Genomic DNA, 25,498 nt, shown 5'->3' on the forward strand with positions numbered 1-25,498 from the left:
GATCTTGTTCGGTTACTTCGCGGCCGAGCGCTCGAGGTCCGCCTCGACCGAATCGTCCTCGCGGCCCGGCGTGCGCAGGTTCCACTTGGTGATCACGAACCGGAACACCACGTAGTAGATCACGGCCATGATCAGCCCGATCGGGATCAGCAGCCAGGCCTTGTGCGCGGTGTCCAGCGACGAGTTCAGCGCGAAGTCGATCGCCCCCGCGGAGAAGGAGAAGCCGAGGTGGATGCCCAGCGCGTTGACCACCGCCAGCGAGATGCCGGTCATGATCGCGTGGAAGAGGTACAGCGGCCAGGCCACGAACATGAACGCGAACTCGATCGGTTCGGTGACGCCGGTGATGAACGAGGTCAGCGCCGCGGAGATCATGATGCTGCCCACGATCTTCTTCTGCCCCGGCCGTGCGGTCTGCCAGATCGCCAGCGCCGCGGCGGGCAGCGCGAACATGAAGATCGGGAAGAAGCCGGACTGGAAGATACCCGAGCCCTGGACGTGGTTGTTCAGGAAGTTCGGGATGTCGCCGCCGTTGAAGATGAACCACACCGGCACGTTCAGCAGCTGGTGCAGGCCGATCGGGATGAGCAGCCGGTTGAGCAGGCCGTAGACGCCGCCACCGACGATCGGCGAGCCGACGACCGCCTTGCCCGCCGCGTTGATGGCGTCGTCGACGTACTTGAAGACGAGGCCGAAGATCACGCCGAGCACGATCATCGACAGTGCGGTGATGATCGGCACGAACCGGCGGCCACCGAAGAACGCCAGCCACGAGGGCAGCTTGATCCGGTGGTAGCGCTGCCACAGCAGCGCGGCCACGATGCCGGACACGATCCCGGTCAGCACGCTGTAGGGCCAGTGGATCGGCGCGCCCTCCCAGGCGGGCTTGTAGCCCTGCTGGCTGTCGATCGGCGCGATCGCCTGGATCACCTTGTTGAACACGACCCAGCCGACGGCCGCGGCGACCGCGGTGGAACCGTCGCCCTTGCGCGCGAAGCCGACCGCGATGCCGATCGCGAACAGCAGCGGCAGCCAGTCGAACAGGCCACCGCCGGCCGCGGCGATCACGGCCGCGACCTTGTCCCAGCCGAGACCGTCCTTGCCGAAGATGTCGTCCTGGCCGAGCCGGTTCAGCAGACCGGCCGCGGGCAGGGTCGCGATCGGCAGCATGAGGCTGCGGCCGAAGCGCTGCAGCCCGGCGAGACCGCCGCCGCCCTTCTTGCCCTTCGCCCCCGCCGCGGTGGTGGCGCTCATCGGATACCTCCATAGTGGGGTTGTTCTTCGCCGGAGCCCGGAATGCTCCGGTCCAGCTGCATGGTCACCTGGTAGTGGTCCCCCCGGTACCAGGACGTCATGTCCTCGACCGGCTCCCCGTTCGCGCTGGAGACCCGGCGGAAGACCAGGAGCGGACTGCCGGTGCGCATGCCGAGCAGGCGCGCCGTCTCGCGGTCCGCGGACTCGGCCCACACCGTCTGGTACGCGTGGTCCGGCCGGAGGTCGAACCCGTCGGCCAGCTGGGCGTAGAGCGATCGGGTCAGGTCGAGTTCGAGCAGGCCGGGGGTGCGGCCCGCGTGGTACCAGCCGCGTTCCACGGCCAGCGGGACGCCGTCCGCGCGGCGCAGCCGGATCAGCCGGTGCGCGGGCACGCCCGGCGCGAGGCCGAGTGCGTGCGCCGAGGTCACCGGCGGGACCTCGGTCGAGGTCGAGATCACCTCGGTGGCCGGGGCCAGCCCGCGGCGGCGCATGTCGTCGGTGAACGACATCAGGTACAGCTGCAGCTCCATCCGCCGCGCCGCGGTGAAGGTGCCCTTGCCGCGGACCCTGGCCAGCAGCCCTTCCTCGACCAGCTTCCCGATCGCCGAGCGCACGGTCAGCCGGGAGACGCCGTAGCGTTGCGCCAGCTCCCGCTCGGACGGGATCGGCGACCCCGGTGGCAGCTCCCGCTCCACCGAACGGCGCAGGATCTCCCGCAGCTGGGCGTGCTTGGGGGTCGGCCCGTTGACCACGCGCTCGGCTGGCCCGGGTGGCGGGACGTGCGCGGCCGCGCTCATCGGCGTCACCCTCCTCGTCGTCGCGCACCGGGGGCCGGTGCTCGCGTCCTGGCCGGAAGATTGGTACGTTCCGGTCTAGACCATTGATCTGATGGGGCAGGATGCTCCGCCACGCGAGCAGGTGTCAACCACCGTTATCCGTTCGTGCCCGGCGGCGCCGGACACGCCGCGAAACGGCGTAGTACTGGTGGTACGCATGCCTGCGCCAAGTGGACAACCAACGGGATACGAGGAGGCCGCGATGGCGGATGACAGGCCGGAGAAGATTCTCGCGGCGCTCGGTGGCGTGGACAACCTCACCGAGATCGAAGGCTGCATCACGCGGCTTCGCTGCGAGGTGGACGACATGAGCCTGGTCGACGAGGCGGGCCTGAAGGCGGCCGGTGCGATGGGCGTGGTGAAGATGGGCAGCACCGCGCTGCAGGTGATCGTCGGCCCGGAGGCGGACACCATCGCCAGCGACATCGAGGACCTGCTGTGAGCTTGCCGATCCTGAGCCCGGTTGCGGGCGAGGTGGTCGCGATCACCGAGGTGCCCGATCCGGTGTTCGCCGAGGCGATGGTCGGACCGGGTGTCGCGGTGCGGCCCTCCGGCGGCCGGTCCGACGCGGTCGCGCCGGTCGACGGCACGGTGGTGACCCTGCACCCGCACGCCTACGTCGTGGCCACCGAGGACGGCCGGGCGGTGCTCGTGCACCTGGGCATCGACACGGTCAAGGAAAAGGGCGAGGGCTTCACCCTGCACGTGGTGAAGGGCGAGTCCGTGCGGGCGGGCCAGCCGATCGTGGGCTGGGACCCGGAAGCCGTCGCGGCGAAGGGCTACTCGCCGATCGTGCCGGTGGTCGGACTGGACGCCTCCGCCGATGTCCTCGACGGACTGGACGCCCCCCGCACGATCACGGCGGGCGCGGAACTGTTCACCTGGAACGACTGAACCCGCTGCCCTTTGTGGACGGCGGACGTCCACAAAGGGCAGTTGCGGCCAGGCGGTCACGACCTGGTCCGTTCCCGACCTTCACCGCGACCTCGGCAGCGGCCGGCTCGTCTAGCACTCCGGCTTGAGCGACGTCGCTCGTCCAGAGCTCCGGCCCGAGCGAGGTTGCTGGCCCCGGCCCGAGCGACACCGCGCGCTCAATGTTCCCGCTCGAAACACCGCCCGGCTGTTGGCCGGTTCGGGCGGTGTCGATCGAGGTGCGCCTGCTGGCGCGGACGGTCCCGCTCCAGCCGTGATCCTCGTCCCGGCACACCTGCGCTGCCCGAGGCTGCGGTGCCCGAGGCTGCGGTGCCCGAGGCTGCGGTGCCCGAGGCTGCGGTGCCCGAGGCTGCGCTGCCCGAGACTGCGCTGCCCCGCATCGTGCCCCCGTCGGGTGAACCCTCCGGCGTGTCGCGCGCGAGCGGGACCGTCGCACCCCTCGGTGTTTGCGCGGCCCCCGATCCCGCGGACACGCTGGTCCGCATGGTCCTGATGGCAGTGATCGCGGCCGGGGCGGTGATGCCCGTGCTGCTGATGGTGGTGAAACGAGCCGGCGCCCCAGTCCGGGCGTTGCCCGCACTCGGGGGAGCGGCGGTGGCCGCTGCCGTGCCGGCATTCCGTGCTGCTGAGGGTGCGTTGCCGGTGTGGTGGCTCCCGGTGCCGTGGGTGGTGGCCGTACTCGGGGCACCTCTCGTGCTGGCGGATCTCCGGCACCGCCGGTTGCCGGACGCGCTGACGTGGCCCGCCTACCCGGCCGTCGCGGTGGCACTGGGCCTTGCCGCCGTCGGTGGCGGTGGGCCCCACCTGCTCGCCGGTGCACTCGCCGGGTGCCTGCTCTTCGGCGGCGCCCACCTGTTCGTGCACCGGCGTTCCGCGGGCGGACTGGGCGCCGGCGACGTGAAACTGTCCGGCGCCCTCGGCGCGGTCCTTGGCGCGCTCGGCGGGACGGCACCACTCGTCGCCGCAGTGCTGGCGGCCATGGTCAGCCTGACCGCCCTGACAACCGCATGGCTGCGGCAACGGCACGGACCACCACCGAAGTCCACAGAGACGCCCTCACCGGGGTGGAGTGCGCCGGATCCAGCCCACCCGCTGACGGCTTTGCCGGCGCCGGACCAGCTGCCGGAGGGCGACTTGCCTCGGACTCGGCCGGGTCCGGGGTTGCCGGACGCAAGTTGCTCGCCGCCGGCTTTGCCGGTGCCGGACCAGCTGCCGGAGGGCGACTCGCCTCGGACTCGGCCGGCTCCGGAGCAGCCGTCCGAGGGCGACCCGCCCCGGATTCCGCCGGCTCCGGATCGGCCGGACCCAGGCCACCCGTCCCGCGCCTGTCCGGGGCGGCGACGGCCGCATCGACGTCGCCTGCGTCTGGCTTCGTCGGGTTCGGGCGGGCGGCAGCCGGATTGCTTGGCTCGGGGCTCGCCGGTTCCGGGTCGGCTGTCGCGGCCGGTTCGGCTTTCCCGAGGCTCACCGCGGTGGCTGCGGGCGGGGCCGGGGCGGCTGGTCGTGCCGCACGGGCCGGGGCTGGTGCTGGCCACCTGGGCGTGCGCGGTGTTCCCCGCCGTGGGAACGGGCGTCACCTGAGGTCAGGGGCTCTGCCGGGGCCGATGGCGGGTCGTGACAGGATTATCCGGTGTTGCGCTGGATCACCGCTGGAGAATCACACGGACCCGCTCTCGCCGCCGTGCTCGAGGGCATGCCCGCCGGGGTGGAGGTGACCACTTCGGACCTCACCGCGCAGCTCGCGCGGCGGCGGCTCGGGTTCGGCCGCAGCCCGCGTATGGGCTTCGAGACCGACCACGTGCAGTTCCTCGGTGGCGTGCGGCACGGCCGCACCCAGGGCGGACCGATCGCGGTGCAGATCGAGAACGCGGAATGGCCCAAGTGGGAGCAGGTGATGGCGGCCGATCCGGTCGACGAGGCCGAGCTGGCCGGCCTCGCCCGCAACGAGCCGCTCACCCGCCCGCGTCCGGGCCACGCGGACCTGCCCGGCATGCAGAAGTACGGCTTCGACGAAGCACGGCCGGTGCTGGAACGTGCGAGTGCCAGGGAGACGGCTTCGCGGACCGCGCTCGGCACAGTCGCGCGGCACTTCCTCCGGCAGCTGCTGGGTGCCGAGGTGCTGAGCCACGTCGTCGCCATCGGCGGCGCGGATGCGCCCGAGGGCCCGCTGCCGCAGCCGGGTGATCTCGAGGCGGTCGACGAGAGCCCGGTGCGGTCGTTCTCGGCAGCGGGCACCGAGGCGATGGTCGCCGAGGTCGACGCGGTGCGGAAGGCGGGCGACACCGTCGGCGGTGTGATCGAGGTGCTCGTCTACGGTCTGCCGCCGGGTCTCGGCTCGCACGTGCACTGGGACCGGCGGCTCGACGCGCGGCTCGCCGGCGCGCTCATGGGCGTGCAGGCGATGAAGGGCGTCGAGGTCGGCGACGGCTTCACCACCGCCCGGCGGTGGGGGAGCCAGGCGCACGACGAGATCGATCGCGGCACCGGGCCGGTCGGCGTCACCCGCCGGTCGAACCGCGCGGGCGGGCTCGAAGGCGGCATCACCAACGGTGAGCCGTTGCGGGTGCGGATCGCGATGAAACCGATCTCGACCGTGCCCAAGGCGTTGTCCACTGTGGACGTCAAGACCGGCGAGCCCGCGGTGGCCATCCACCAGCGGTCCGACGTGTGCGCGGTGCCGCGGGCGGGCGTGGTGCTGGAATCCGTGGTCGCGCTGGTGGTCGCGGATGCCGCGCTGGAGAAGTTCGGCGGCGACTCGCTGGCCGAGACCAAGCGCAACGCGCAGGCGTACCTGACCGCGCTCGAGGAGCGCTGGTGAGCCCGCGCGCGGTCGTCGTCGGGCCGCCGGGCTCCGGCAAGAGCACGGTGGGCCCGATGCTGGCCGCCGCACTGGGGGTGGCCTTCCGCGACACCGACGACGACATCGTCGCCCGCACCGGACGGTCCATCGCGGACATCTTCGCTGAGGACGGCGAGCCGGCCTTCCGCGCGCTGGAAGAGCAGGCCGTGGCCACCGCCCTCGCCGAGCACGGAGGCGTGCTCTCGCTCGGCGGCGGCGCGCCGCTCGCCCCCGGTACCCGGACCCGGCTCGCGGAGCACCCGGTGGTCTTCCTCAACGTCGGACTCGCCGTCGGCGTGCAGCGGACCGGCCTCTCCGCGGCACGTCCCCTGCTGGCGGGCGTGAACCCGCGGGCCACGTTCAAAGCCCTGCTCGACGCCCGCCTGCCGATGTACCGGGAGGTGGCGACCGTCGAGATCGAAACCGACCACCGGGCACCGGAGGAGGTGGTGGCCGCGGCGGTCGCCGCACTCGCCCCCGGCCGGGTCCAGGAAAAGTAGCCCGACCCCGCAGACCAGCCGGAGCTCGACCGCACTGACAGACGAGCCGGAGCGCGACCGCACCGAAAGCAGCACGGCCCGGCAGACTCACCGGCGAGCACCCGGCCCGGCCACGCCGGTCCACCACCCCACGGACCGGCAACGGCAGTCCACCACAAGCGGACCCCGAAGCGGCGTCCCGGCACCGGTGCCCGGCCACCCCGGCACCAGCGACGGCCCGGAAACGACGGCAGCGCGCCACAGCGGCGGCCCAGGAACTACCACAGAGCAGGAACTGCGGCGGCCAGGCACTACTGCCAGCGCAGCACCAACGACAGGCCGGAGCCCACGGCAGCCGGGAAGCGACGGCAGCCGGGAAGCGACGGCAGCCGGCAAGCGACGGCAGCCGGGAAGCCACGGCAGCCGGGGAAGCGACGGCAGGCCGGAGCGCACGTCAGCCGAGTCCGACGATCGCGATCGGCTCCCTGGTGGTCGAGAAGCGGCGGTGGGCGGGAGACCGTGGCGGCACGGAAAGCGCGGCGGCCGGGAAGCGGCAGCCGGGAAGCAATGGCAGGCCGGTGGCTGCCGCCGCCGGGTGGCGGCAGCCAGGGGTGATGTCCGTGGAGATTCAGTCCCGGATTGCCGGTCCGGTCGGGTGGGTTACGCCGCGATCGGCTCGGGGCCTCGAGTCCGGTCGATGTCGGGGCAGTGAGCCACGAACCACCGGCGAGTCGCGAACCGACCAGCGGCACGCTTCGCGTACAAGAAGCCGCAGGCTGACTGATCGGACGTGAATCAACAGCTGCCACCTGCTGCTGAGCGTCCACATGTCGACCAGCGGTCACGAATAGACCAGCTGCCGCGAACCAGTCGGCGAGCGGCAAACTAACCTGCTAGTCGCCGAACCCACCAGCCGGCGGTCCGGATCAGCCGATGACTTCGACCAACCGGCCACCGCCCCGGACCGACTGGTGTCCACCTGCCAACCGACCGCCGCCACGATCCGACCGCCGCCCGACCAGCACAGTCCCGAACCAACCGTCGCCACGAACGAGCTGCCGCTACGAACGGACCATCGCCACGAACCAGCTGCCGCTACGAACCACTGCCGCCACGGACCGACCGTCTCCACGAACCGACCCGTCGTCACTAACCAGCCGCCGTCCCGAACCAACCGCCGTCCCGAATCAGCCGGCGAGCCCGGAGCCGCGAGCCCACAGTCGCGAGTCCGAAACCGGGCGTTCAGCAGCAGCGAGCCGAGCACCGGGGAATCCAGTACCAACGGACCAGAAGTCGTGAATCCACCGCCAGCCAAGCACCAGCACCAATGAGCCAAGCACCAGCCAACCAAGCACCAGCACCAACACCAACACCAACACCAATGAGCCAAGCACCAGCCAGCCAAGCACCAGTGAGTCAAGCAGTGAGGAGTGTCGTGCCCGATACGCAGCCGGTCCGGATTCGGGTGGCCACCGCGCGGGCCTACGACGTCGTCGTGGGCCGGGGGTTGCTCGGGGAGCTCACCGAGCAGCTCGCCGGTGCCTCGAAGGTCGCCCTGATCCATCCGCCCACTCTCACCGCCACTGCGGAGGCCGTTCGCGACGAGCTGGCCGCTGCCGGGCTCGATGCGCACCGGGTGGAGATTCCCGACGCCGAGGACGGCAAGGCGTTCTCCGTCGCGAGCTTCTGCTGGGAGGTGCTCGGCCGGATCGGGCTCGACCGGCGGGGGGTGGTCGTCGGACTGGGCGGCGGTGCGGTGACCGACCTCGCCGGGTTCGTCGCCGGGACCTGGATGCGTGGCGTGCGGCTGGTGAACGTGCCGACCACGCTGCTGGCCATGGTCGACGCCGCGGTCGGCGGGAAGACCGGGATCAACACCGACGCGGGCAAGAACCTGGTCGGCGTTTTCCACGAGCCCAGCTCCGTGCTGGTCGACCTCGCGACGCTGGAGACGTTGCCGCGCAACGAACTCGTCGCCGGGATGGCGGAGGTCGTCAAGACCGGGTTCATCGCCGACCCGAGGATCCTCGAGCTCATCGAGTCCGATCCCGCGGCGGCCGTCGAACCGGGCGGAGAGGTGCTGGCCGAGCTGGTCCGCCGCTCGATTCAGGTGAAGGCCGACGTCGTCGCGGCGGACCTGCGCGAGTCCAATCTGCGCGAGATCCTCAACTACGGCCACACCCTCGGCCACGCCGTCGAACGCCGTGAGCGCTACCGCTGGCGCCACGGTGCGGCGGTCAGCGTCGGTCTCGTCTTCGCGGCCGAACTGGCCCGGCTCGCCGGCCGTCTCGACGACGCCACCGCGGCCCGGCACGCCCGGGTGCTGAAGCTGCTCGGCCTGCCCACCACTTACGAGGCGGGCGCGCTGCCGCAGCTGGTGGAGACGATGAAGGGCGACAAGAAGACCAGGTCCGGCGTGTTGCGGTTCGTCGTTCTCGACGGGCTCGCGAAGCCCAGCCGGCTGGAGGGCCCGGACCCGGCGCTGCTGGCCGCGGCGTACTCGGCGATCGAGGCCGAGGCACCCCAGAACGGCGGGAGCGTGCTGCTGTGAGGACATCGGGACGCCCGGCATCGAGCGAAGACAGGAGCGTGGCGCAGTGAAGGCGTACGTGTTCAACGGTCCCAATCTCGGCCGTCTCGGCAAACGCGAGCCCGGCGTCTACGGCTCGGCTACCCACGCCGACCTCGCGCAGCTGTGCGTGCGCACGGGGGCGGAGCTGGGCGTCGAGGTCGAGGTCCGGCAGACCGACCACGAGGGCGAGCTCGTCGGCTGGCTGCACGAGGCTGCCGACGCCGGTGCGCCGGTCGTGCTGAACGCGGGCGCGTGGACGCACTACTCGATCGCCGTGCGCGACGCCGCGGCGCAGCTCACCGCGCCGTTCATCGAGCTGCACATCAGCAATGTCCACCAGCGAGAGGAATTCCGGCACCACAGCGTGCTGTCCGACCTCGCGACCGGCGTCATCGCGGGTCTCGGCGTGGACGGGTACGCGCTCGCTCTCCGCTGGATCGCCGCGCACGTCTCGTGACGCCGCCGCCGGAGCTGGCGACCGGACGGCTCCGGTTGCGTCCGCTCGTGCCCGCCGACAGCGAGGCGGTGGTCGCGCTGTTCGCCGACCCCGGGATGAGCCGGTACTTCGCCACCGACTTCTCCGATCCCGCCAGGGCCCGCGGCCTGGTGGCCGAGCGGGTGGCCGCTCGCTCGCCGTCGGGACAGGGCCACTGGGTGCTCGAGCACGACGGCGCGGTGATCGGGCTCGCGAGCCTGCGCCCGTCGTCCGCGTTGCCCGGTGCGACCGCCGAAATCGGCTATTCCGTGGCAACCGCGCATGCGGGCCACGGATTCGCCACCGAAGCGGTCACGGCGCTGCTCGACCACGCCCTCGGTTACCTGGGCCTCCCCGCGGTGTTCGCGCTCGTGCACGAGGACAACGCGGCGAGCCTCGCGGTCACGAACCGCGCCGGGTTCCTCGACGTCGGCAGCAGGCAGCACTTCGGCGCGCCGCACCGGGTGCTCGTCGCGTTGCCCGCCCGGCACGGACGGCTGCACCACGTCGAACTGTGGGTGCCCGACCTCGCCCGCGCCGAACAGTGCTGGGGCTGGCTGCTCGGACGGCTCGGCTGGCGGGAATTCCAGCGCTGGTCCGCGGGCGTGAGCTGGCGGCTCGGCGGCGCCTACGTGGTGGCCGAGCAGTCCCCGGCGAGCACCGCACCGGGGCACGAGCGCACCCGGCCCGGACTCAACCACCTCGCCCTGCACGTCGGCAGCCGCGCCGAGGTCGACGCACTCGCCGGCGGCGGGCACGGCTGGCGGCCGCTGTTCGCCGACCGCTTCCCGCACGCGGGCGGCACCGCGCATTACGCGGCCTACCTGGAGAACGCCGACGGTTTCGAGGTCGAGCTCGTCGCCGACACCCCATGACCCGGCTGGTGTCACCCGTCCGGTGGCAGGCTCGCTACACTCAGCAGCCGTGCACCTGTTTCGTCGTGGGGGCCGGCGACCCGTGCGTCAGCTGTCCGCCCTGCTGATCGCCGGGACGATGGTTGCGGGATGCAGCCAGAGCTCCGCGCAACCGCAGGCGGAAGGCACCGGCCCCGGCGGCATCTCCGGTGGCGCGCCACCGCCGTCGTCCGAACCGCCGCGCGCAGCGAACGTCCCCCTCGCGACCACTTCGGCACGGGAAAGCGGCCACGTGGTGGCGGCGGGCGCGGCCGACGCGGTGTACAACTACGGGCCCACGGTGATGGTCGAGGACGGCCGGACCCGGATGTGGTGGTGCAGTCAGTACGGCAGCGCGGCGCCCCCCGGCGACGACATCCTCTACGCGGATGCCGGATCGCCCGACGGGCCGTTCGCAGGATCGGGCGGTGGCGCCCCGACCGCGGTCCTGTCCGGTTCGCCGGGGAACTTCGACGGCGTGCACACCTGCGACCCCTCGGTGCTGCGCGTCGGCGGCACGTACTACATGTATTACACCGGCGCCGCGGGTGACCATGCGCTCGGCAACGCGATCGGCCTGGCCACCAGCACCGACGGCGTGCACTGGACCCGCGCGAACGGCGGGCGGCCGATCCTCGGCCCGGCGCACGACGTGCACCGCGCCAATGTCTACGGCTCGGGGCAGCCCTCCGCGGTGTTCCTCGACGGCTGGTACTACCTGATGTTCACCGACACGACCGGCCGCGCGGCGGGCTGGAACGGTGCCGGCCAGTTCGTCATCCGGGCGCACGACCCCGCCTTCCGCGACGGGGTGGAATCCTTGGGGGACAACGGATTCACTCCGGTCGACAACACTGCCGCGCCGCGCACGCGCTCGGTGGTGGACGGCTTCAGCGCCGATCTGGAGTGGTCCGGTGCGCTCGACGCGTTCGCCATCGCGCACGAAACCGCCGCAGGCACCACGATCACCTTCTGGAACCGCGATTTCACCATGCAGCCCTACGCGCCGCTGGTGATTCCGGGGCCGTGGAAGGAAGGGCCCGGCCTGGTCCGCCGTCCCGACGGGCACGCGCCGACGTCGGTGCAGGATCCGTGCGGCACGGTGTCGCTGGACGTCGTGCGCGCCACGCAGACCGGCGGTTCCGGTGCGCCGACCGGACTGCAGCACTTCGGCCTCGACGTGCACGGAGCCGGTGGCTGCTCGGCACCGTCCAGGACCAGCGCGACGTTCGACGGGGTGGCCATGCCCTCGCCGGACCGCACGATCGACCTCTACCGCCGCGGCGAGCGGATCCGGATCGACCGGCGGTCGGTGGCCGCGGTGCTCGCCGGTGAACTCGTCGACCGGCAGCTCCCGCAGGTCGCGAAGCTGCCGGTGAAGACCCGCCTGCGCTCCGGCGCCACCGTGGTGCACGCCTACGGCCGCGGTTTCGGCATGGTGCTCGACGGGATCCTCTACGGCCTGCCGGACACCTCGATCGTCAAGCTCAACGGTTCCGGTGTGCTGGAGATCGACCCGCAACAGTGGGACGCTTCCGCGCGCGGGCTGCCGCTGGGCGGCTGACCCGCCGGGGCGCCGGTTCTTCCGCTCCGGTCTCGGTGCTCGCCGGTTCCGCGCCGCGGCGCGGGCGCTTCTTCGCCGACCGCGGTTCCTCCGGCCCGGTGTCCGTTCCGGTCTTGGCAGACGGCAGTTCCAGCTCACCGGAGCGGGTGCCCGAACCGTCCTCGGTCTCGTCGTCCGCCGGGCCCGGCGCACCGGCGTCGTCCTCGTCCGCCCGCGCCGGCCGCCGGATCCGGCTGCCGACGAACAGTCCCAGCCCGGCCGGGACCAGCACCAGCAGTGCGGTGAACGCGGCGCCGCCGGTGAGTGCCGCGCCGAGTTCCGACGTCCCGGTCTCGTCGACGAACAGCGCACGCCCGATCACGTACAGCACGCCCGAAACCACGCCCGCGACGAGTGCCGCGATGAACCACGCCCGTCCGCGGTCCGGTTTGCCGAGCCAGCCGTCGACCGCGCTCCACAACGCCACGACGCCGACCAGCACCGCCAGCGTGAGCGAGGTCTGCACGGTCTGGCCGGTCGGATGGAACACGGACCACTTCGCCAGCAGCGTCATGGCGACGGCATGTACGACGGCCATCACCAGCCCGCGAGTCAACCAGGCACCCAGCATGGACGGAGTGTAGGCGGCGCCGGGTGAACCCGGTGTGGCCTCCTCTGCCACGGCGCCGGCCGGTGCGCGCAGACCCGCTGGTTAAGCTGGTCGCGTGCCGGAAATCCATGCTCACCGCCGCGGCGCGCTGCGTACCCTGCTCCACGAGAACGGGGTCGACGCGCTGCTCGTCACCGACCTGCTCAACATCCGCTACCTCACCGGGTTCACCGGATCGAACGCTGCCGTGCTGCTGCACGCCGAAGGCGACGCGAAGACGCTGTTCTGCACCGACGGGCGCTACACCACGCAGTCCGAGTCCGAAGTGCCCGACCTCGAGCGCGTGCTCGAGCGCGCGAGCGCCCGCGCGCTCGCTTCTCGCGCCGCCCGCGAGCGCACGAGCTACGGCCGTACCGGGTTCGAAAGCCAGCACGTCAGCGTCGAGGAGTACGAGACACTGACGGTGCGCTTCGAGAACGTGCAGCTGATCCGCACGCCCGGTCTCGTCGAACAGCTGCGTGCGGTCAAGGACGAGGTGGAGGTGGCCGCCCTGCGCGCGGCGTGCGCGGCGGCCGACCGGGCGCTGGCCGATCTGCTCGCCGCCGGTGGCGTGCGGGCCGGGCGGACCGAACTGGAGGTCGCCCGCGACCTGGACAGCCGGATGCTGGAGCACGGTTCGAGCGAGCCGTCGTTCGCCACCATCGTGGCGGCCGGGTCGAACTCGGCCATCCCGCACCACCAGCCGACCGGAGCGCAGCTGCGGGCGGGGGACTTCGTGAAGTTCGACTTCGGCGCGACCGTCGACGGGTACCACTCGGACATGACCCGTACTTTTGTGCTCGGCGTCCCCGCGGACTGGCAGCGCGAGCTGTACGCGCTGGTGCACCGGGCGCAGGCGGCCGGTTCCGCGGCGGTCCGGCCCGGTGCGGAGGTGTCCGAAGTGGACGCCGCAGCCCGGTCCGTGATCGCCGACGCCGGCCACGGGGACGACTTCGCACACGGCCTCGGACACGGCGTCGGACTCGAGGTGCACGAGGCGCCCAGCCTCGCCACCACGGGCGTCGGTACACTGACCGCCGGTATGGCGGTCACCGTCGAGCCCGGCGTCTACCTCGCGGGGCGCGGTGGCGTGCGCATCGAGGACACGCTCGTCGTGCGGGACTCCGGGCCCGAGCTCCTCACCCTGAGCACCAAGGACCTCGTGGCCGTCTGAGACGGGCCGCGGACGAAGAGATCGACACAGGAGACCGAAAGCTCGTGGCCACGACCAATGACCTGAAGAACGGGCTCGTCCTCAACCTGGACGGCCAGCTGTGGACCGTCACCGCGTTCCAGCACGTCAAGCCGGGCAAGGGCGGTGCGTTCGTGCGCACCACGCTCAAGCACGTGCTGACCGGGAAGGTCGTCGACAAGACCTTCAACGCCGGCACGAAGGTCGACACGGCCACCGTGGACCGCCGGAACATGACCTACCTGTACAAGGACGGTCAGGACTTCGTGTTCATGGACGGCGACACCTACGACCAGATCTCGGTGTCCGCCGAGGTCGTCGGCGACAACGCGGCCTACCTGCTGGAGAACAGCGAAGCGCAGGTGGCGGTACACGAGAACGAGCCGCTGTACGTCGAGCTGCCGACCTCGGTCGAGCTGATCATCCAGCACACCGACCCGGGTCTGCAGGGCGACCGCTCCACCGGCGGCACGAAGCCGGCCACCCTGGAGACCGGTGCGGAGATCCAGGTGCCGCTGTTCCTCTCGACCGGCGAGAAGATCAAGGTCGACACCCGCGACGGCCGGTACCTCGGCCGCGTCTCCGCCTGATGGCCGACGGGAAGCTTCCCCCGCATCCGGACCGCGGCGGCCCGATCAGCCGGCGGCAGGCCCGCCGTCGTGCCGTCGAGATGCTGTACGAGGCCGGTCAGCGCGACGTCGACGCGGTGACCCTGCTGTCCGAACGCGTCGGTGCGGTCGAGGTCGACCCGGTGGCGGACTACACGGTCACCGTCGTGGAGGGCGTCACGTCCCGCCGCGAGCGGATCGACGAGCTGCTCGCGGAGCACTCGCAGGGCTGGACGCTGGAGCGCATGCCCCCGGTCGACCTGGCGGTGCTGCGGGTCGGGGTGTACGAGATGCTCTGGTGCGCCGACGTGCCGGACCCGGTCGCCATCGACGAGGCGGTGGGCCTGGCGAAGGAACTCTCCACCGACGATTCACCCCGCTTCGTCAACGGAGTACTGGGCCGGATCGGCACCATCGCCGACCGCCTGCGGGCGGTGCTGTAGCCGGTCGGCGATACCACTGCCAACGGCCGCGCTTCCCCTGCCGGGAAGGCGCGGCCGTTCGCGTACCGCGGGGTGACCTGCCCCGACGGTGCTCGCCCGATCGAGTTAACCCACACCCTCGGTCACCTCTGACCGGAACGGGACCACGACGGCAAGTTGATCACCGAGCGGAGCCGGAACCGCGCAAATCGGACATCACGCCGACTGGTGGTTTCGGGCAGAACGGACCCGTTGCGACGAACGATTCGCCCGGCCGGCGGGCGATGGCGCTGGGATGGAGTCTTGTGCCGAAGGTGCCGGGCGGGGCGGCAGCGGGGGAGTGTCAGGTGCGGCCCCGCCGGTGGTGAGTGTGAGGCGTCCCGGCGGTGGTGATTGTCAGCGGGGGCGCCCGGTGGTGGTGAGTGTGCCCGTCGGACGGCACGTGCTGTTTGGACGTGCGCGTCGTGGCCGAACTGCTGGGCAGCCAGTCAGGTGTGGCTGAAATGCCAGACGGGACGGCCGACAGCACGTTCCGCGCACAAATGTGGCGAGCGTGCTTGGTCGACGTGAGGCGATGTGTCAGGAACGGCCGGTATCGGCGGAACTGCCAGGCAGAGCTGCCGGAGACGAAGTGCGCCGATCAACCGAGGCGAGTGGCAGTCCTGGCGGATGGATTGCCCAGGCCCGCCGCTGGGCCGCGCGGAGCAGCGGCGAGGCGGCGGGAGAGGCCCGCTCCGGCGAGTCGGACAGCCGGATGAACGGCCGCCCTGGTGGAGGCGTTTGCCGAGGTCGGCAACCGCGCGGCCGGGCAGCAACGTGACCGGACAGCGGCGGCGTGGCACGGCAGCGACGACGTGACTGGACAGCGGCGGCGCGGTTGGACGGCGTGGCCGTCTGACGGCGGATTGGCTGGCCGACGGCGGCGGTGCTGGGCGGAGTGGTTGCCTGGCGATGGCGTGGCACGGCAGCGGCGGCGCGGTTGAGCGGAGCGGCTGGTGGCGGTGGCGCGGCTGAGTAGCGGCGGTCTGGCCGGGTGGCGGCGTGGCTGGGCAGCGGCGGCGTGACCGTCTGACGGCGCATTGGCTGGCCGACGGCGCGGTTGAGCGGAGTGGCTGCCTGGCGGTGGCGCGGCTGAGCAGCGGCGGCGTGGCCGGGTGGCGGCGCGGCGCGGGTGGCCTGCGTGCGGGTGCGTTGGCTGGTGGGGCGGCCGGAGCAGGGCCGGGGCGGCGCGTGGTGGGTGTTCCCGGTTCCCCATTCCGGGGACGCCCACCACGGCGCGGTCCGTCCGGCGCTGATCAGTCTTCTTTGGACGGCCGGGCTTCCGGCGGGAGCACGCCCCAGTCGATGAGCTGTTCGGTGAGCTCGCCGGGGGTCATGTCGTAGATGATGGCCAGCGAGCGCAGGTCCTCGGTGCGGATGGAGAGCACCTTGCCGTTGTAGTCCCCGCGCTGGCTCTGGATGGTCGCCGCGTACCGGGCGAGCGGGCCGACCTTTTCCGCGGGCAGCTGCTGCAGCCGCTCGAGGTTGATCACGATCTTCGTGGCGGGCTCGGCACCCGAGGGCACCCGGCCCTCCGGCAGCAGTTCGACCACCGGGACGCCGTAGAAGTCGGCCAGTTCGGCCAGCTTCTGGACGGTGACGGCCCGATCGCCACGCTCGTACGAGCCCACGACGACGGCCTTCCAGCGGCCGCCGGACTTCTGCTCGACCCCGTGCAGGGACAGGCCCTGCTGCTGGCGGATCCCGCGGAGCTTGGCCCCGAGCGCCTTGGCGTAATCGCCCATCTGGTGGTTCTCCGTTTCCTCACCCCACGCCCGCCGGAACGACCGGGCCGGGGACTCCTCGAGTCGAATACTCAGAGTAATGGTTACGCATAGTTGTCACCAGGTCAAGCAGAACGTCCGTCCGCGCAGGTGACGGGCCTGCTCGCACCACTCGGAAGGCTGATTGACGGCTCCTGCTACTGTCGGTGCGGTTTCCGGCGGCCGGCCGGAGGCCGACGTCCTTTAAGGACCCGTCCGGAGAGGCGGGGAAGGAGGTCCGGCTTTGTCGTCACGTCCCCGTGGCGAGGCGGAGCCGGCGGGGCAGCGCGAGCTGCTCTCGGCCGGTGATGTCGCGCGCACGATCGCCCGGATGGCCCATCAGGTCATCGAGAAGACCGCCCTCGGGGCCGGTCCGCCCGACCGGCACCCGGTGCTGCTCGGCATTCCCACCCGGGGCACCCCCTTGGCCGCCCGCCTCGCCGCCCGGATCGGCGAGTTCGCCGGCGCCGAGCCGCCCTGCGGTGCCCTCGACATCACCCTCTACCGCGACGATCTGCGCCGCCGCCCGCCGCGGGCGCTCGAGCAGACGCAGCTGCCGCCGGACGGGATCGACGACCGGGTGGTGATCCTCGTCGACGACGTGCTGTTCTCCGGCCGCACCATCGCCGCCGCACTGGACGCGTTGCGCGACCACGGCCGTCCGCGTGCGGTACAGCTCGCCGTGCTGGTCGACCGCGGCCACCGCGAGCTGCCGATCCGTGCCGACTACGTCGGCAAGAACGTGCCCACCGCGCGGGCCGAGGGCGTTTCCGTGCTGCTGTCCGAAGTGGACGGGCGGGACGCGGTGCTGCTGCGCGCGCCGGAAGGAGAGACCCGGTGAAGCACCTGCTCGCCACGGACGGGCTGGACGCCGAGACCGCCACCGCGGTGCTCGACACCGCCGACGAGCTCAAGCACACCCTGCTCGGCCGCGAGGTCAAGAAGCTGCCGACGCTGCGCGGCCGCACCGTGATCACGCTGTTCTACGAGAACTCCACCCGCACCCGGGTGTCGTTCGAGATCGCCGGGAAGTGGATGAGCGCCGACGTGATCAACGTCTCGGCGTCCAGTTCCTCGGTGAACAAAGGCGAATCGCTGCGGGACACCGCGCTCACCCTTGCCGCCGCGGGTGCCGACTGCGTGATCATCCGGCACCCCGCCTCCGGTGCGGCGCACCGGCTTTCCGGCTGGCTCGCCGAGGCGGGCACGTCGGTGGTCAACGCAGGCGACGGCACGCACGAGCACCCCACGCAGGCGTTGCTGGACGCCGCCACCCTGCGGGAACGTCTCGGCAGCCTGAACGGCCGCCGGATCGCCATCGTCGGCGACGTGCTGCACAGCCGGGTCGCGCGGTCCAACATCCACCTGCTGAGCACCCTCGGCGCCGAAGTCGTGCTCGTCGCGCCGCCGACGCTGCTGCCGGTCGGCGCGGACCGGCTGCCGGTCACCGTGTCGCACGACCTCGACGCCGAACTGCCCGCGGTCGACGCGGTGATGATGCTGCGCGTCCAGGCTGAGCGCATGACCGGCGGGGGGTTCTTCCCGTCGTCGCGGGAGTATTCGATCTCCTACGGCCTTTCCGAGCGCAGGCAGGAGCTGCTGCCGGACCATGCTGTGGTGCTGCACCCCGGGCCGATGCTGCGCGGGATGGAGATCGCGCACGCGGTCGCCGATTCCCCGGCCTCGGCCGTCACCGAACAGGTCCGCAACGGTGTCCACGTGCGCATGGCGGTCCTGTACCACCTCTTGGCCAGTGAAGGAGCCGCCGCGTGAGCCTGGTGATCAAGGGCGCCCGCCCGTACGGCGAAGGCGAGCCGGTCGACGTACTCGTGGAAAACGGCGTGATCACCGCGATCGGCACCGTCGCGGTGCCCGAGGGCGCCGAGGTGCTCGACGCCGCGGGGCAGGTGCTGTTGCCCGGGTTCGTCGACCTGCACACGCATCTGCGCGAACCGGGCCGCGAGGACACCGAGACGATCGACTCCGGTTCCGCGGCCGCCGCGCTCGGCGGCTACACCGCGGTGTTCGCCATGGCCAACACCGATCCGGTGGCGGACAACGCGCTCGTCACCGACCACGTGTGGCGGCGCGGGCGGGAGGTCGGACTGGTCGACGTGCACCCGGTCGGCGCGGTCACCGTCGGGCTGGGCGGTGAGAAGCTGGCCGAGCTGGGCACCATGGCCAAGGGCACGGCAAGCGTGCGGATGTTCTCCGACGACGGCGTGTGCGTGGCCGACCCGCTGCTGATGCGCCGCGCGCTGGAGTACTCGACCGCGCTCGACGCGGTGATCGCCCAGCACGCCGAAGAACCCCGCCTCACCGTCGGGGCGCAGGCGCACGAGGGCGAGCGCGCCTCCCGGCTCGGTTACCCGGGCTGGCCTGCCTCGGCGGAGGAATCGATCGTCGCACGCGACTGCCTGCTGGCGCGGCACGCGAACGCGCGGCTGCACGTCTGCCACGTCTCCACTGCGGGCACCGTCGACGTGCTGCGCTGGGCGAAGGAGCGCGGCACGAAGGTGTCCGCCGAAGTCACGCCGCACCACCTGTTGCTCACCGACGAGCTGCTCGAGACCTACGACCCGGTCAACAAGGTCAACCCGCCGCTGCGCACCGGCGGCGACGCGGAGACGTTGCGGGCGGCGCTGGCCGAAGGCGTGCTCGACTGCGTCGCCACCGACCACGCGCCGCACGCCCCACAGGAGAAGGACACCGAGTGGAGCGCGGCCCGGCCCGGCATGCTCGGCCTGCAGACCGCGCTGTCGGTGGTCGTCGAGACGATGGTGAAGCCCGGTCTGCTCGACTGGCGGGGGGTGGCGAGGGTGCTGAGCGAACGGCCTGCCGAGATCGGCAACCTGCCCGACCACGGCCGTCCGATCGCGGTGGGGGAGCCGGCCAGCCTGGCGCTGGTGGACCCGGACGCGGAGTGGACCGTGCGCGGGGCCGAGCTGGCCAGTATCGCGGCCAACACCCCGTACGAGGGAATGCGGCTGCCCGGCGTGGTGACGGCCACCGTGCTGCGCGGGCGGATCACCGCGCAGGAAGGGAAGATCCGCTGATGGAGCGCTTCTGGCTCGTACTGGCGATCGTGGTGTTCTTCCTGCTCTGCCTGAGCGGCATGTGGCTGGGCTGGCGGCGCAAATCGCGTTCGCAGAGCGCGGTCGTGCCGCCGTTCCCGGCGATCCCCGAGGAACCGGGCGAAGTCCTGCTCGAGTCCACCGGGATCTACCTGAGCACGACGACCGCGGGCAACTGGCAGGACCGCGTGGTCACCCGTGGCGCGGGACTGCGCACCGGCGCGGTCTGGCGGCTGCATCCCGGCGGCGTCGCGGTGGAACGCGGCGGTGCCCCGGACTTCTGGATCCCGCGCGCGACGGTCACCGGGGCGCGCCGCGATTCGCGGATCGCGGGCAAGGTGATGGGCACCGACGCGCTGCTCGTGCTCACCTGGCGGCTCGGCGACGTCGAGCTGGACACCGGGTTCCGCGGCGACGATCTCGACGACTATCCACAGTGGATCACGGAGCTCTCCGTGCACGACATCAAGGGAGGTGCCCAGTGAGCACCCGTAGCTCGGCCGCACTGGTTCTCGAGGACGGCCGGGTGTTCCGCGGCGCGGCCTACGGCGCGCGCGGGCGGACGCTCGGCGAGGCGGTGTTCTGCACCGGGATGACCGGCTACCAGGAGACCCTGACCGATCCCTCGTACCACCGGCAGATCGTGGTGCAGACCGCACCGCAGATCGGCAACACCGGCTGGAACGACGAGGACGACGAATCCGCCCGGATCTGGGTTTCCGGCTATGTGGTGCGCGATCCCGCGCGCACCCCGTCGAACTGGCGGGCCAGGCGCGGGCTCGACGACGAGCTGGTCCGCCAGGGCGTCGTCGGGATCTCCGAAGTGGACACCCGCACGCTGACCCGGCACCTGCGCGAGCGCGGTGCGATGCGGGCCGGGGTGTTCTCCGGCGACGCGCTGGACACCGACGAGCGGATGGTCGAGCAGGTACTGGCGAGCCCGCAGATGAAGGGCGCCGACCTGGCGGGCGAGGTCTCCACGGACCAGCCGTACGTGGTGCCCGCGGCGGGCACCCGGCGCTTCCGGGTGGCCGCGCTCGACCTCGGCATCAAGGCGAACACCCCGCGGCTGATGTCCCGGCACGGCATCGAGGTGCACGTGCTGCCGAGCGCCACGAGCGCCGAGGACCTGCTGGCGCTGGAGCCGGACGGGGTGTTCCTGTCCAACGGCCCCGGCGACCCGGCCACCACCGCGCACGCCACCGCGCTCACGAAAACCGTGCTGGAGCGGCAGATCCCGCTGTTCGGCATCTGCTTCGGCAACCAGATCCTCGGCCGCGCGCTGGGGCTGGGCACCTACAAGATGCGGTACGGCCACCGCGGTATCAACATCCCGGTGATCGACGTGGCCACCGGCCGGGTCGCGATCACCGCGCAGAACCACGGCTTCGCACTCGAAGGCGAGCCGGGACAACGGTTCGACTCGCCTTACGGCGCCGCGCAGATCAGCCACTACTGCCCGAACGACGACACGGTGGAGGGTGTGCGCGCCTTCGACGTGCCGGCGTTCTCCGTGCAATACCACCCCGAAGCGGCGGCCGGACCGCACGACGCCGCCCCGCTGTTCGACGAGTTCGTTGAGTTGATGGAGTCCCGCGCGGGCCGCACTGGCGCAGCCCTGCCTGCGGGGCACGACCGGGCGCGGGTATCCCGCAAGACACAGGAGAAGAAGGCCTGATGCCGAAGAGGACGGACATCCAGCACGTGCTGGTGATCGGCTCCGGGCCGATCGTGATCGGGCAGGCGGCCGAGTTCGACTACTCGGGGACGCAGGCCTGCCGGGTGCTGCGGGCCGAGGGGCTGCGGGTGAGCCTGGTGAACTCCAACCCGGCCACCATCATGACCGACCCGGAGTTCGCCGACGCCACCTACATCGAGCCGGTCACGCCGGACTTCGTGGAGAAGGTCATCGCCGCGGAAAAGGATGCCGGGCGGCCGGTCGACTGCCTGCTGGCCACGCTCGGCGGGCAGACCGCGCTGAACTGTGCGGTGGCCCTGCACGAGCGCGGGGTGCTGGAGAAGTACGGCGTGGAGCTGATCGGCGCGGACATCGACGCCATCCAGCGCGGTGAGGACCGGCAGAAGTTCAAGGACATCGTGCGCTCGATCGGCGCCGAGGTGCCGCGCAGCCGCGTCTGCCACGACATGGACGAGGTCCGCGCCACCGTCGCCGAGCTCGGCCTGCCGGTGGTCATCCGGCCGTCGTTCACCATGGGCGGGCTCGGTTCGGGCATGGCGCACACCGACGAGGACCTCGCGCGGCTGGCCTCCACCGGGCTCACCGAATCACCGGTCACCGAGGTGCTGATCGAGGAGAGCGTGCTCGGCTGGAAGGAGTACGAGCTCGAGCTGATGCGCGACAAACACGACAACGTCGTGGTCGTGTGCTCGATCGAGAACGTGGACGCGATGGGCGTGCACACCGGCGATTCGGTCACCGTGGCGCCGACGATGACGCTGACCGACCGCGAGTTCCAGCAGATGCGCGACGTCGGCATCGCGGTACTGCGCGAGGTCGGCGTGGACACCGGTGGCTGCAACATCCAGTTCGCGTTCAACCCCGAGGACGGCCGCATGGTCGTGATCGAGATGAACCCGCGGGTGTCCCGCTCGAGTGCACTGGCCTCGAAGGCGACCGGTTTCCCGATCGCCAAGATCGCCGCGAAGCTCGCCATCGGCTACGCGCTCGACGAGATCCGCAACGACATCACCGGCGAGACCCCGGCCGCGTTCGAGCCCACTTTGGACTACGTCGTGGTGAAGGTGCCGCGGTTCGCCTTCGAGAAGTTCCCCGGCGCGGACCCGACGCTCACCACCACGATGAAGAGCGTCGGCGAGGCGATGTCGTTCGGCCGCAGTTTCCCCGAGGCGCTCGGCAAGGCGATGCGCTCGATCGAGACCAAGGCCACCGGGTTCTGGACGCTGCCGGATCCGGAAGGCGCCACGCTGGAGTCCACTTTGGATGATCTGCGGGTGCCGCACGAGGGCAGGCTGTACGAGGTGGAGCGGGCGCTGCGGCTCGGTGCCACCGTCGCCCAGGTGCACGAGGCCTCCGGCATCGACCCGTGGTTCATCGACCAGATCGCGCTGATCGGCGAGATCGGTGCCGAAGTGCGCGAAGCACCGGTGCTCGACGGGGACCTGCTGCGCCGCGCCAAGCGCACCGGGTTGTCCGACCGGCAGGTCGCCGCGCTGCGCCCGGAGCTGGCAGGCGAGGACGGGGTGCGCGCGCTGCGGCACCGGCTCGGTGTGCGGCCGGTGTTCAAGACCGTGGACACCTGCGCGGCGGAGTTCGCCGCGAAGACGCCGTACCACTACTCGGCCTACGAGACCGACCCCGCGGCGACGTCGGAGGTAGCGGCGCAGGGTGACAAGCCGAAGGTGCTCATCCTCGGCTCCGGTCCGAACCGGATCGGTCAGGGCATCGAGTTCGACTACTCCTGCGTGCACGCGGCGATCGCGTTGCGGGAGGCCGGATTCGAGGCGGTGATGGTCAACTGCAACCCGGAAACGGTGTCCACCGACTACGACACCTCGGACCGGCTGTACTTCGAGCCGCTGTCCTTTGAGGACGTGCTGGAGGTGGTGCACGCCGAACAGCAGTCGGGCACCGTCGCCGGCGTCATCGTGCAGCTGGGCGGGCAGACCCCGCTCGGGCTGGCGCAGCGGCTGGCCGACGCGGGGGTGCCGGTGGTCGGCACCCCGCCGGAGGCGATCAACCTCGCCGAGGACCGCGGTGCGTTCGGCGAGGTGCTCGGCGACGCCGGGCTGCCCGCGCCGAAGTACGGCACCGCGACGTCGTTCGAGGGCGCGAAGCGGATCGCCGACGAGATCGGCTACCCGGTGCTGGTGCGGCCGTCGTACGTGCTCGGCGGACGCGGGATGGAGATCGTCTACGACGAGGAATCGCTGGCCGGCTACATCCGCCGGGCCACCGAGGTCACGCCGGAACACCCGGTGCTCGTGGACCGCTTCCTCGACGACGCGATCGAGATCGACGTCGACGCGCTCTTCGACGGCGACGACCTGTACCTCGGCGGCGTCATGGAGCACATCGAAGAAGCGGGCATCCACTCCGGCGACTCGTCGTGCGCACTGCCGCCGATCACGCTCGGCGCGCAGGACGTCGAAGCCGTGCGCAGTTCCACCGAGGCGATCGCGCGCGGTGTCGGCGTGCGCGGGCTGCTGAACGTGCAATACGCGCTCAAGGACGACGTGCTGTACGTCCTGGAGGCCAACCCGCGTGCTTCGCGCACGGTGCCGTTCGTTTCGAAGGCCACCGCGGTACCGCTGGCGAAGGCCGCGGCGTTGATCATGACCGGCTCCTCGATCAAGGACCTGCGTGTCTCCGGCGTGCTGCCCGCCGAAGGCGACGGCGGGCAGATGCCTGCCGATTCGCCGGTCGCGGTCAAGGAGGCGGTGCTGCCGTTCCACCGGTTCCGCACCCCGGAGGGACACGGCGTCGATTCGCTGCTCGGCCCGGAGATGAAGTCCACCGGCGAGGTGATGGGCGTGGACGTGTCGTTCGGGCAGGCGTTCGCGAAATCGCAGAGCGCGGCCTACGGCTCGCTGCCGACCTCCGGGCGGGCGTTCGTCTCGGTGGCCAACCGGGACAAGCGCTCGCTGGTGTTCCCGGTGAAACGGCTGGCCGACCTCGGGTTCGAGATCCTCGCCACCAGCGGCACCGCGGAAGTGCTGCGGCGCAACGGGGTTGCCTGTTCGGTGGTGCGCAAGCACTCCGAGCCGGACCAGGGCAGCGGCGAGCCGCACATCGTGGACGTGATCCTCGACGGCGGCGTGGACATGGTCATCAACACGCCCTACGGCAACAGCGGACCCCGTGTGGACGGCTACGAAATCCGCACTGCCGCGGTATCGCGGGACATCCCGTGCATCACTACGGTGCAGGGCGCTGCCGCGGCCGTGCACGGCATCGAGGCACTGATCCGTGGGGACATCGGGGTGCGCAGCCTGCAAGATCTCCAGGCGGCGCTGAAGGCGACCTCGTGAGTGCACGATTCGGTGCCCGGCTCGCCGCGGCGGTCGCCGCCCGTGGCCCGCTGTGCTCCGGGATCGACCCGCATCCGGGCCTGATCGAGTCGTGGGGCCTGCCGCTGGACGCGAGCGGGCTGGAGCGGTTCGCGCTCGGCGCAGCGGAAGCGCTGGGCGCGGTCACCGCGATCGTCAAACCGCAGTCGGCGTTCTTCGAGGCGTTCGGCCCGCCAGGGGTGGCGGTGCTGAACCGCGTCATCGACGCCGTGCACGAAGCCGGTGCGCTCGTACTGCTCGACGTGAAGCGCGGGGACATCGGCTCCACCATGGCGGCGTACACGGCGGCGTACGTGGCCGAACAGGCAGCTTTCACCGCCGATGCGGTCACAGTTTCGCCGTACTTGGGTTTCGGTGCTCTCGACACCGCCGTGACCACTGCCCGCGAGGCGGGTAACGGACTGTTCGTGCTCGCGCGCACCTCGAACCCGGAGGCGCACACGCTGCAGAGCGCGCGGCTGGCGGACGGTCGCACGGTGGCCCAGAGCGTCGTGGACGCGGCCGCGGAGCACAACGCGGGGGCGGAGCCCTACGGCGATGTCGGCGTGGTCGTGGGGGCCACTGTGCCGCCTGGAGAGGTGGACCTTTCGCAGCTCAACGGGCCGGTGCTGGCTCCTGGGTTCGGCGCGCAGGGCGCGACCGTGGCCGACCTGCGCGCGGTGTTCGGCCCGGACCTGCCGGGGCTGCTCCCTGCGTCGTCCCGTGACCTGCTGCGACACGGTCCGGACGCGGCCGCGTTGCGCCGGGCGGCGGAGCAGGTGGCCCTCCGGTTGGCCGGAACGCCCGAAAGCGGCCAATAGCAGGCCGGGGAATCCCGCCACAGCGGCCACCCCCGCATTGTGGCCCCTGCTCAGGGGTGGGTACCGTCGCGTCACCCA

22 protein-coding genes and 2 pseudogenes are annotated in these 25,498 nt (G+C 71.6%); 20 read left to right on the forward strand and 4 right to left on the reverse strand.

Annotated elements, in window-relative coordinates; translation table 11 throughout:
• Positions 1–12: 12 nt before the first annotated feature.
• A complete protein-coding gene (locus ABD793_RS06855) occupies positions 13–1,254 on the reverse strand; it encodes a PTS transporter subunit EIIC (protein WP_344856499.1) in 1,242 nt (413 codons plus the stop codon).
• A complete protein-coding gene (locus ABD793_RS06860; protein ID WP_344856501.1) occupies positions 1,251–2,051 on the reverse strand; it encodes a GntR family transcriptional regulator in 801 nt (266 codons plus the stop codon). Before ABD793_RS06860 ends, ABD793_RS06855 begins: the two co-directional genes overlap by 4 nt.
• A 241-nt stretch (positions 2,052–2,292) precedes the next feature.
• On the opposite strand from ABD793_RS06860, the gene ABD793_RS06865 reads away from it, so the two are divergent.
• From ABD793_RS06865 to ABD793_RS06905, 10 genes and pseudogenes are all read left to right on the forward strand, one after another.
• Positions 2,293–2,532 (forward strand): PTS sugar transporter subunit IIB, encoded by a 240-nt coding sequence (locus tag ABD793_RS06865; RefSeq protein WP_344856503.1) that lies wholly within the window; start codon positions 2,293–2,295, stop codon positions 2,530–2,532.
• Positions 2,529–2,984: a PTS sugar transporter subunit IIA gene (locus ABD793_RS06870; protein WP_344856505.1), complete on the forward strand. Its 456-nt coding sequence runs from the start codon at positions 2,529–2,531 to the stop codon at positions 2,982–2,984. Before ABD793_RS06865 ends, ABD793_RS06870 begins: the two co-directional genes overlap by 4 nt.
• Positions 2,985–3,340: 356 nt before the next feature.
• A pseudogene (locus ABD793_RS42630) lies at positions 3,341–3,421 on the forward strand (hypothetical protein); the annotation flags it as partial.
• A gap of 136 nt (positions 3,422–3,557) precedes the next feature.
• Positions 3,558–4,604 carry a prepilin peptidase gene (locus ABD793_RS06875; protein WP_425548665.1) on the forward strand — a complete coding sequence of 349 codons (1,047 nt, stop codon included), beginning with the start codon at positions 3,558–3,560 and terminating at the stop codon, positions 4,602–4,604.
• Positions 4,605–4,653: 49 nt separating this feature from the next.
• The gene (gene aroC / locus ABD793_RS06880; RefSeq protein ID WP_344856508.1) at positions 4,654–5,841 is read left to right on the forward strand and encodes a chorismate synthase; all 1,188 of its coding nucleotides are present in this window, start codon (positions 4,654–4,656) and stop codon (positions 5,839–5,841) included.
• The gene (locus ABD793_RS06885) at positions 5,838–6,362 is read left to right on the forward strand and encodes a shikimate kinase (protein ID WP_344856509.1); all 525 of its coding nucleotides are present in this window, start codon (positions 5,838–5,840) and stop codon (positions 6,360–6,362) included. Before aroC ends, ABD793_RS06885 begins: the two co-directional genes overlap by 4 nt.
• Before the next feature lie 1,414 nt (positions 6,363–7,776).
• A complete protein-coding gene (aroB, locus tag ABD793_RS06890) occupies positions 7,777–8,892 on the forward strand; it encodes a 3-dehydroquinate synthase (RefSeq protein ID WP_344856510.1) in 1,116 nt (371 codons plus the stop codon).
• Between the two features lie 46 nt (positions 8,893–8,938).
• The gene (gene aroQ / locus ABD793_RS06895; RefSeq protein WP_344856511.1) at positions 8,939–9,370 is read left to right on the forward strand and encodes a type II 3-dehydroquinate dehydratase; all 432 of its coding nucleotides are present in this window, start codon (positions 8,939–8,941) and stop codon (positions 9,368–9,370) included.
• The gene (locus tag ABD793_RS06900) at positions 9,367–10,263 is read left to right on the forward strand and encodes a GNAT family N-acetyltransferase (protein ID WP_344856512.1); all 897 of its coding nucleotides are present in this window, start codon (positions 9,367–9,369) and stop codon (positions 10,261–10,263) included. Before aroQ ends, ABD793_RS06900 begins: the two co-directional genes overlap by 4 nt.
• A 91-nt stretch (positions 10,264–10,354) precedes the next feature.
• A complete protein-coding gene (locus ABD793_RS06905; RefSeq protein ID WP_344856898.1) occupies positions 10,355–11,845 on the forward strand; it encodes a glycoside hydrolase family protein in 1,491 nt (496 codons plus the stop codon).
• Here the strand turns inward: ABD793_RS06905 and ABD793_RS42635 are convergent.
• Entirely contained in the window at positions 11,769–12,455 is a 687-nt protein-coding gene (locus tag ABD793_RS42635; RefSeq protein WP_425548658.1) for a B-4DMT family transporter, read from the reverse strand. The two genes, ABD793_RS06905 and ABD793_RS42635, sit on opposite strands and share 77 nt — an antisense overlap.
• A gap of 94 nt (positions 12,456–12,549) precedes the next feature.
• Between ABD793_RS42635 and ABD793_RS06915 the strand changes: the two genes are divergently transcribed.
• The 3 genes from ABD793_RS06915 to nusB are packed head-to-tail and all read left to right on the forward strand — an operon-like array spanning position 12,550 to position 14,716.
• Entirely contained in the window at positions 12,550–13,647 is a 1,098-nt protein-coding gene (locus tag ABD793_RS06915; RefSeq protein ID WP_344856513.1) for a M24 family metallopeptidase, read from the forward strand.
• A gap of 44 nt (positions 13,648–13,691) precedes the next feature.
• Positions 13,692–14,255 carry an elongation factor P gene (efp, locus tag ABD793_RS06920; RefSeq protein WP_344856514.1) on the forward strand — a complete coding sequence of 188 codons (564 nt, stop codon included), beginning with the start codon at positions 13,692–13,694 and terminating at the stop codon, positions 14,253–14,255.
• The gene (gene nusB, locus ABD793_RS06925; protein ID WP_344856515.1) at positions 14,255–14,716 is read left to right on the forward strand and encodes a transcription antitermination factor NusB; all 462 of its coding nucleotides are present in this window, start codon (positions 14,255–14,257) and stop codon (positions 14,714–14,716) included. The genes efp and nusB overlap by 1 nt, the downstream gene beginning before the upstream one ends.
• Positions 14,717–15,990: 1,274 nt before the next feature.
• Here nusB and bldD read toward each other — a convergent pair.
• Positions 15,991–16,479: a transcriptional regulator BldD gene (gene bldD / locus ABD793_RS06930; RefSeq protein ID WP_003096372.1), complete on the reverse strand. Its 489-nt coding sequence runs from the start codon at positions 16,477–16,479 to the stop codon at positions 15,991–15,993.
• Positions 16,480–16,741: 262 nt separating this feature from the next.
• Here bldD and pyrR point away from each other — a divergent pair, with 262 nt between their 5' ends.
• The 7 genes and pseudogenes from pyrR to pyrF all read left to right on the forward strand — a co-directional run bounded on the left by pyrR (position 16,742) and on the right by pyrF (position 25,420).
• Complete coding sequence (pyrR, locus tag ABD793_RS06935; RefSeq protein ID WP_344856516.1) at positions 16,742–17,338, forward strand: bifunctional pyr operon transcriptional regulator/uracil phosphoribosyltransferase PyrR; 597 nt, start codon at positions 16,742–16,744, stop codon at positions 17,336–17,338.
• Entirely contained in the window at positions 17,335–18,270 is a 936-nt protein-coding gene (locus tag ABD793_RS06940; RefSeq protein ID WP_344856517.1) for an aspartate carbamoyltransferase catalytic subunit, read from the forward strand. The genes pyrR and ABD793_RS06940 overlap by 4 nt, the downstream gene beginning before the upstream one ends.
• Entirely contained in the window at positions 18,267–19,553 is a 1,287-nt protein-coding gene (locus tag ABD793_RS06945; protein WP_344856518.1) for a dihydroorotase, read from the forward strand. The genes ABD793_RS06940 and ABD793_RS06945 overlap by 4 nt, the downstream gene beginning before the upstream one ends.
• Positions 19,553–20,056 carry a PH-like domain-containing protein gene (locus ABD793_RS06950; protein WP_344856520.1) on the forward strand — a complete coding sequence of 168 codons (504 nt, stop codon included), beginning with the start codon at positions 19,553–19,555 and terminating at the stop codon, positions 20,054–20,056. The genes ABD793_RS06945 and ABD793_RS06950 overlap by 1 nt, the downstream gene beginning before the upstream one ends.
• Positions 20,053–21,171: pseudogene (gene carA / locus ABD793_RS06955) on the forward strand (glutamine-hydrolyzing carbamoyl-phosphate synthase small subunit); the annotation flags it as partial. The gene ABD793_RS06950 and the pseudogene carA, both read left to right, overlap by 4 nt.
• A gap of 77 nt (positions 21,172–21,248) precedes the next feature.
• On the forward strand, positions 21,249–24,581 hold the full coding sequence (carB, locus tag ABD793_RS06960) for a carbamoyl-phosphate synthase large subunit (RefSeq protein WP_344856522.1): 3,333 nt from the start codon (positions 21,249–21,251) through the stop codon (positions 24,579–24,581).
• Positions 24,578–25,420, forward strand: a complete 843-nt coding sequence (gene pyrF, locus ABD793_RS06965; protein ID WP_344856524.1) for an orotidine-5'-phosphate decarboxylase — start codon at positions 24,578–24,580, stop codon at positions 25,418–25,420. The genes carB and pyrF overlap by 4 nt, the downstream gene beginning before the upstream one ends.
• Positions 25,421–25,498 lie beyond the last annotated feature (78 nt).

Source organism: Amycolatopsis ultiminotia (assembly GCF_039536925.1).
Classification (GTDB): Bacteria; Actinomycetota; Actinomycetes; order Mycobacteriales; family Pseudonocardiaceae; genus Amycolatopsis; species Amycolatopsis ultiminotia.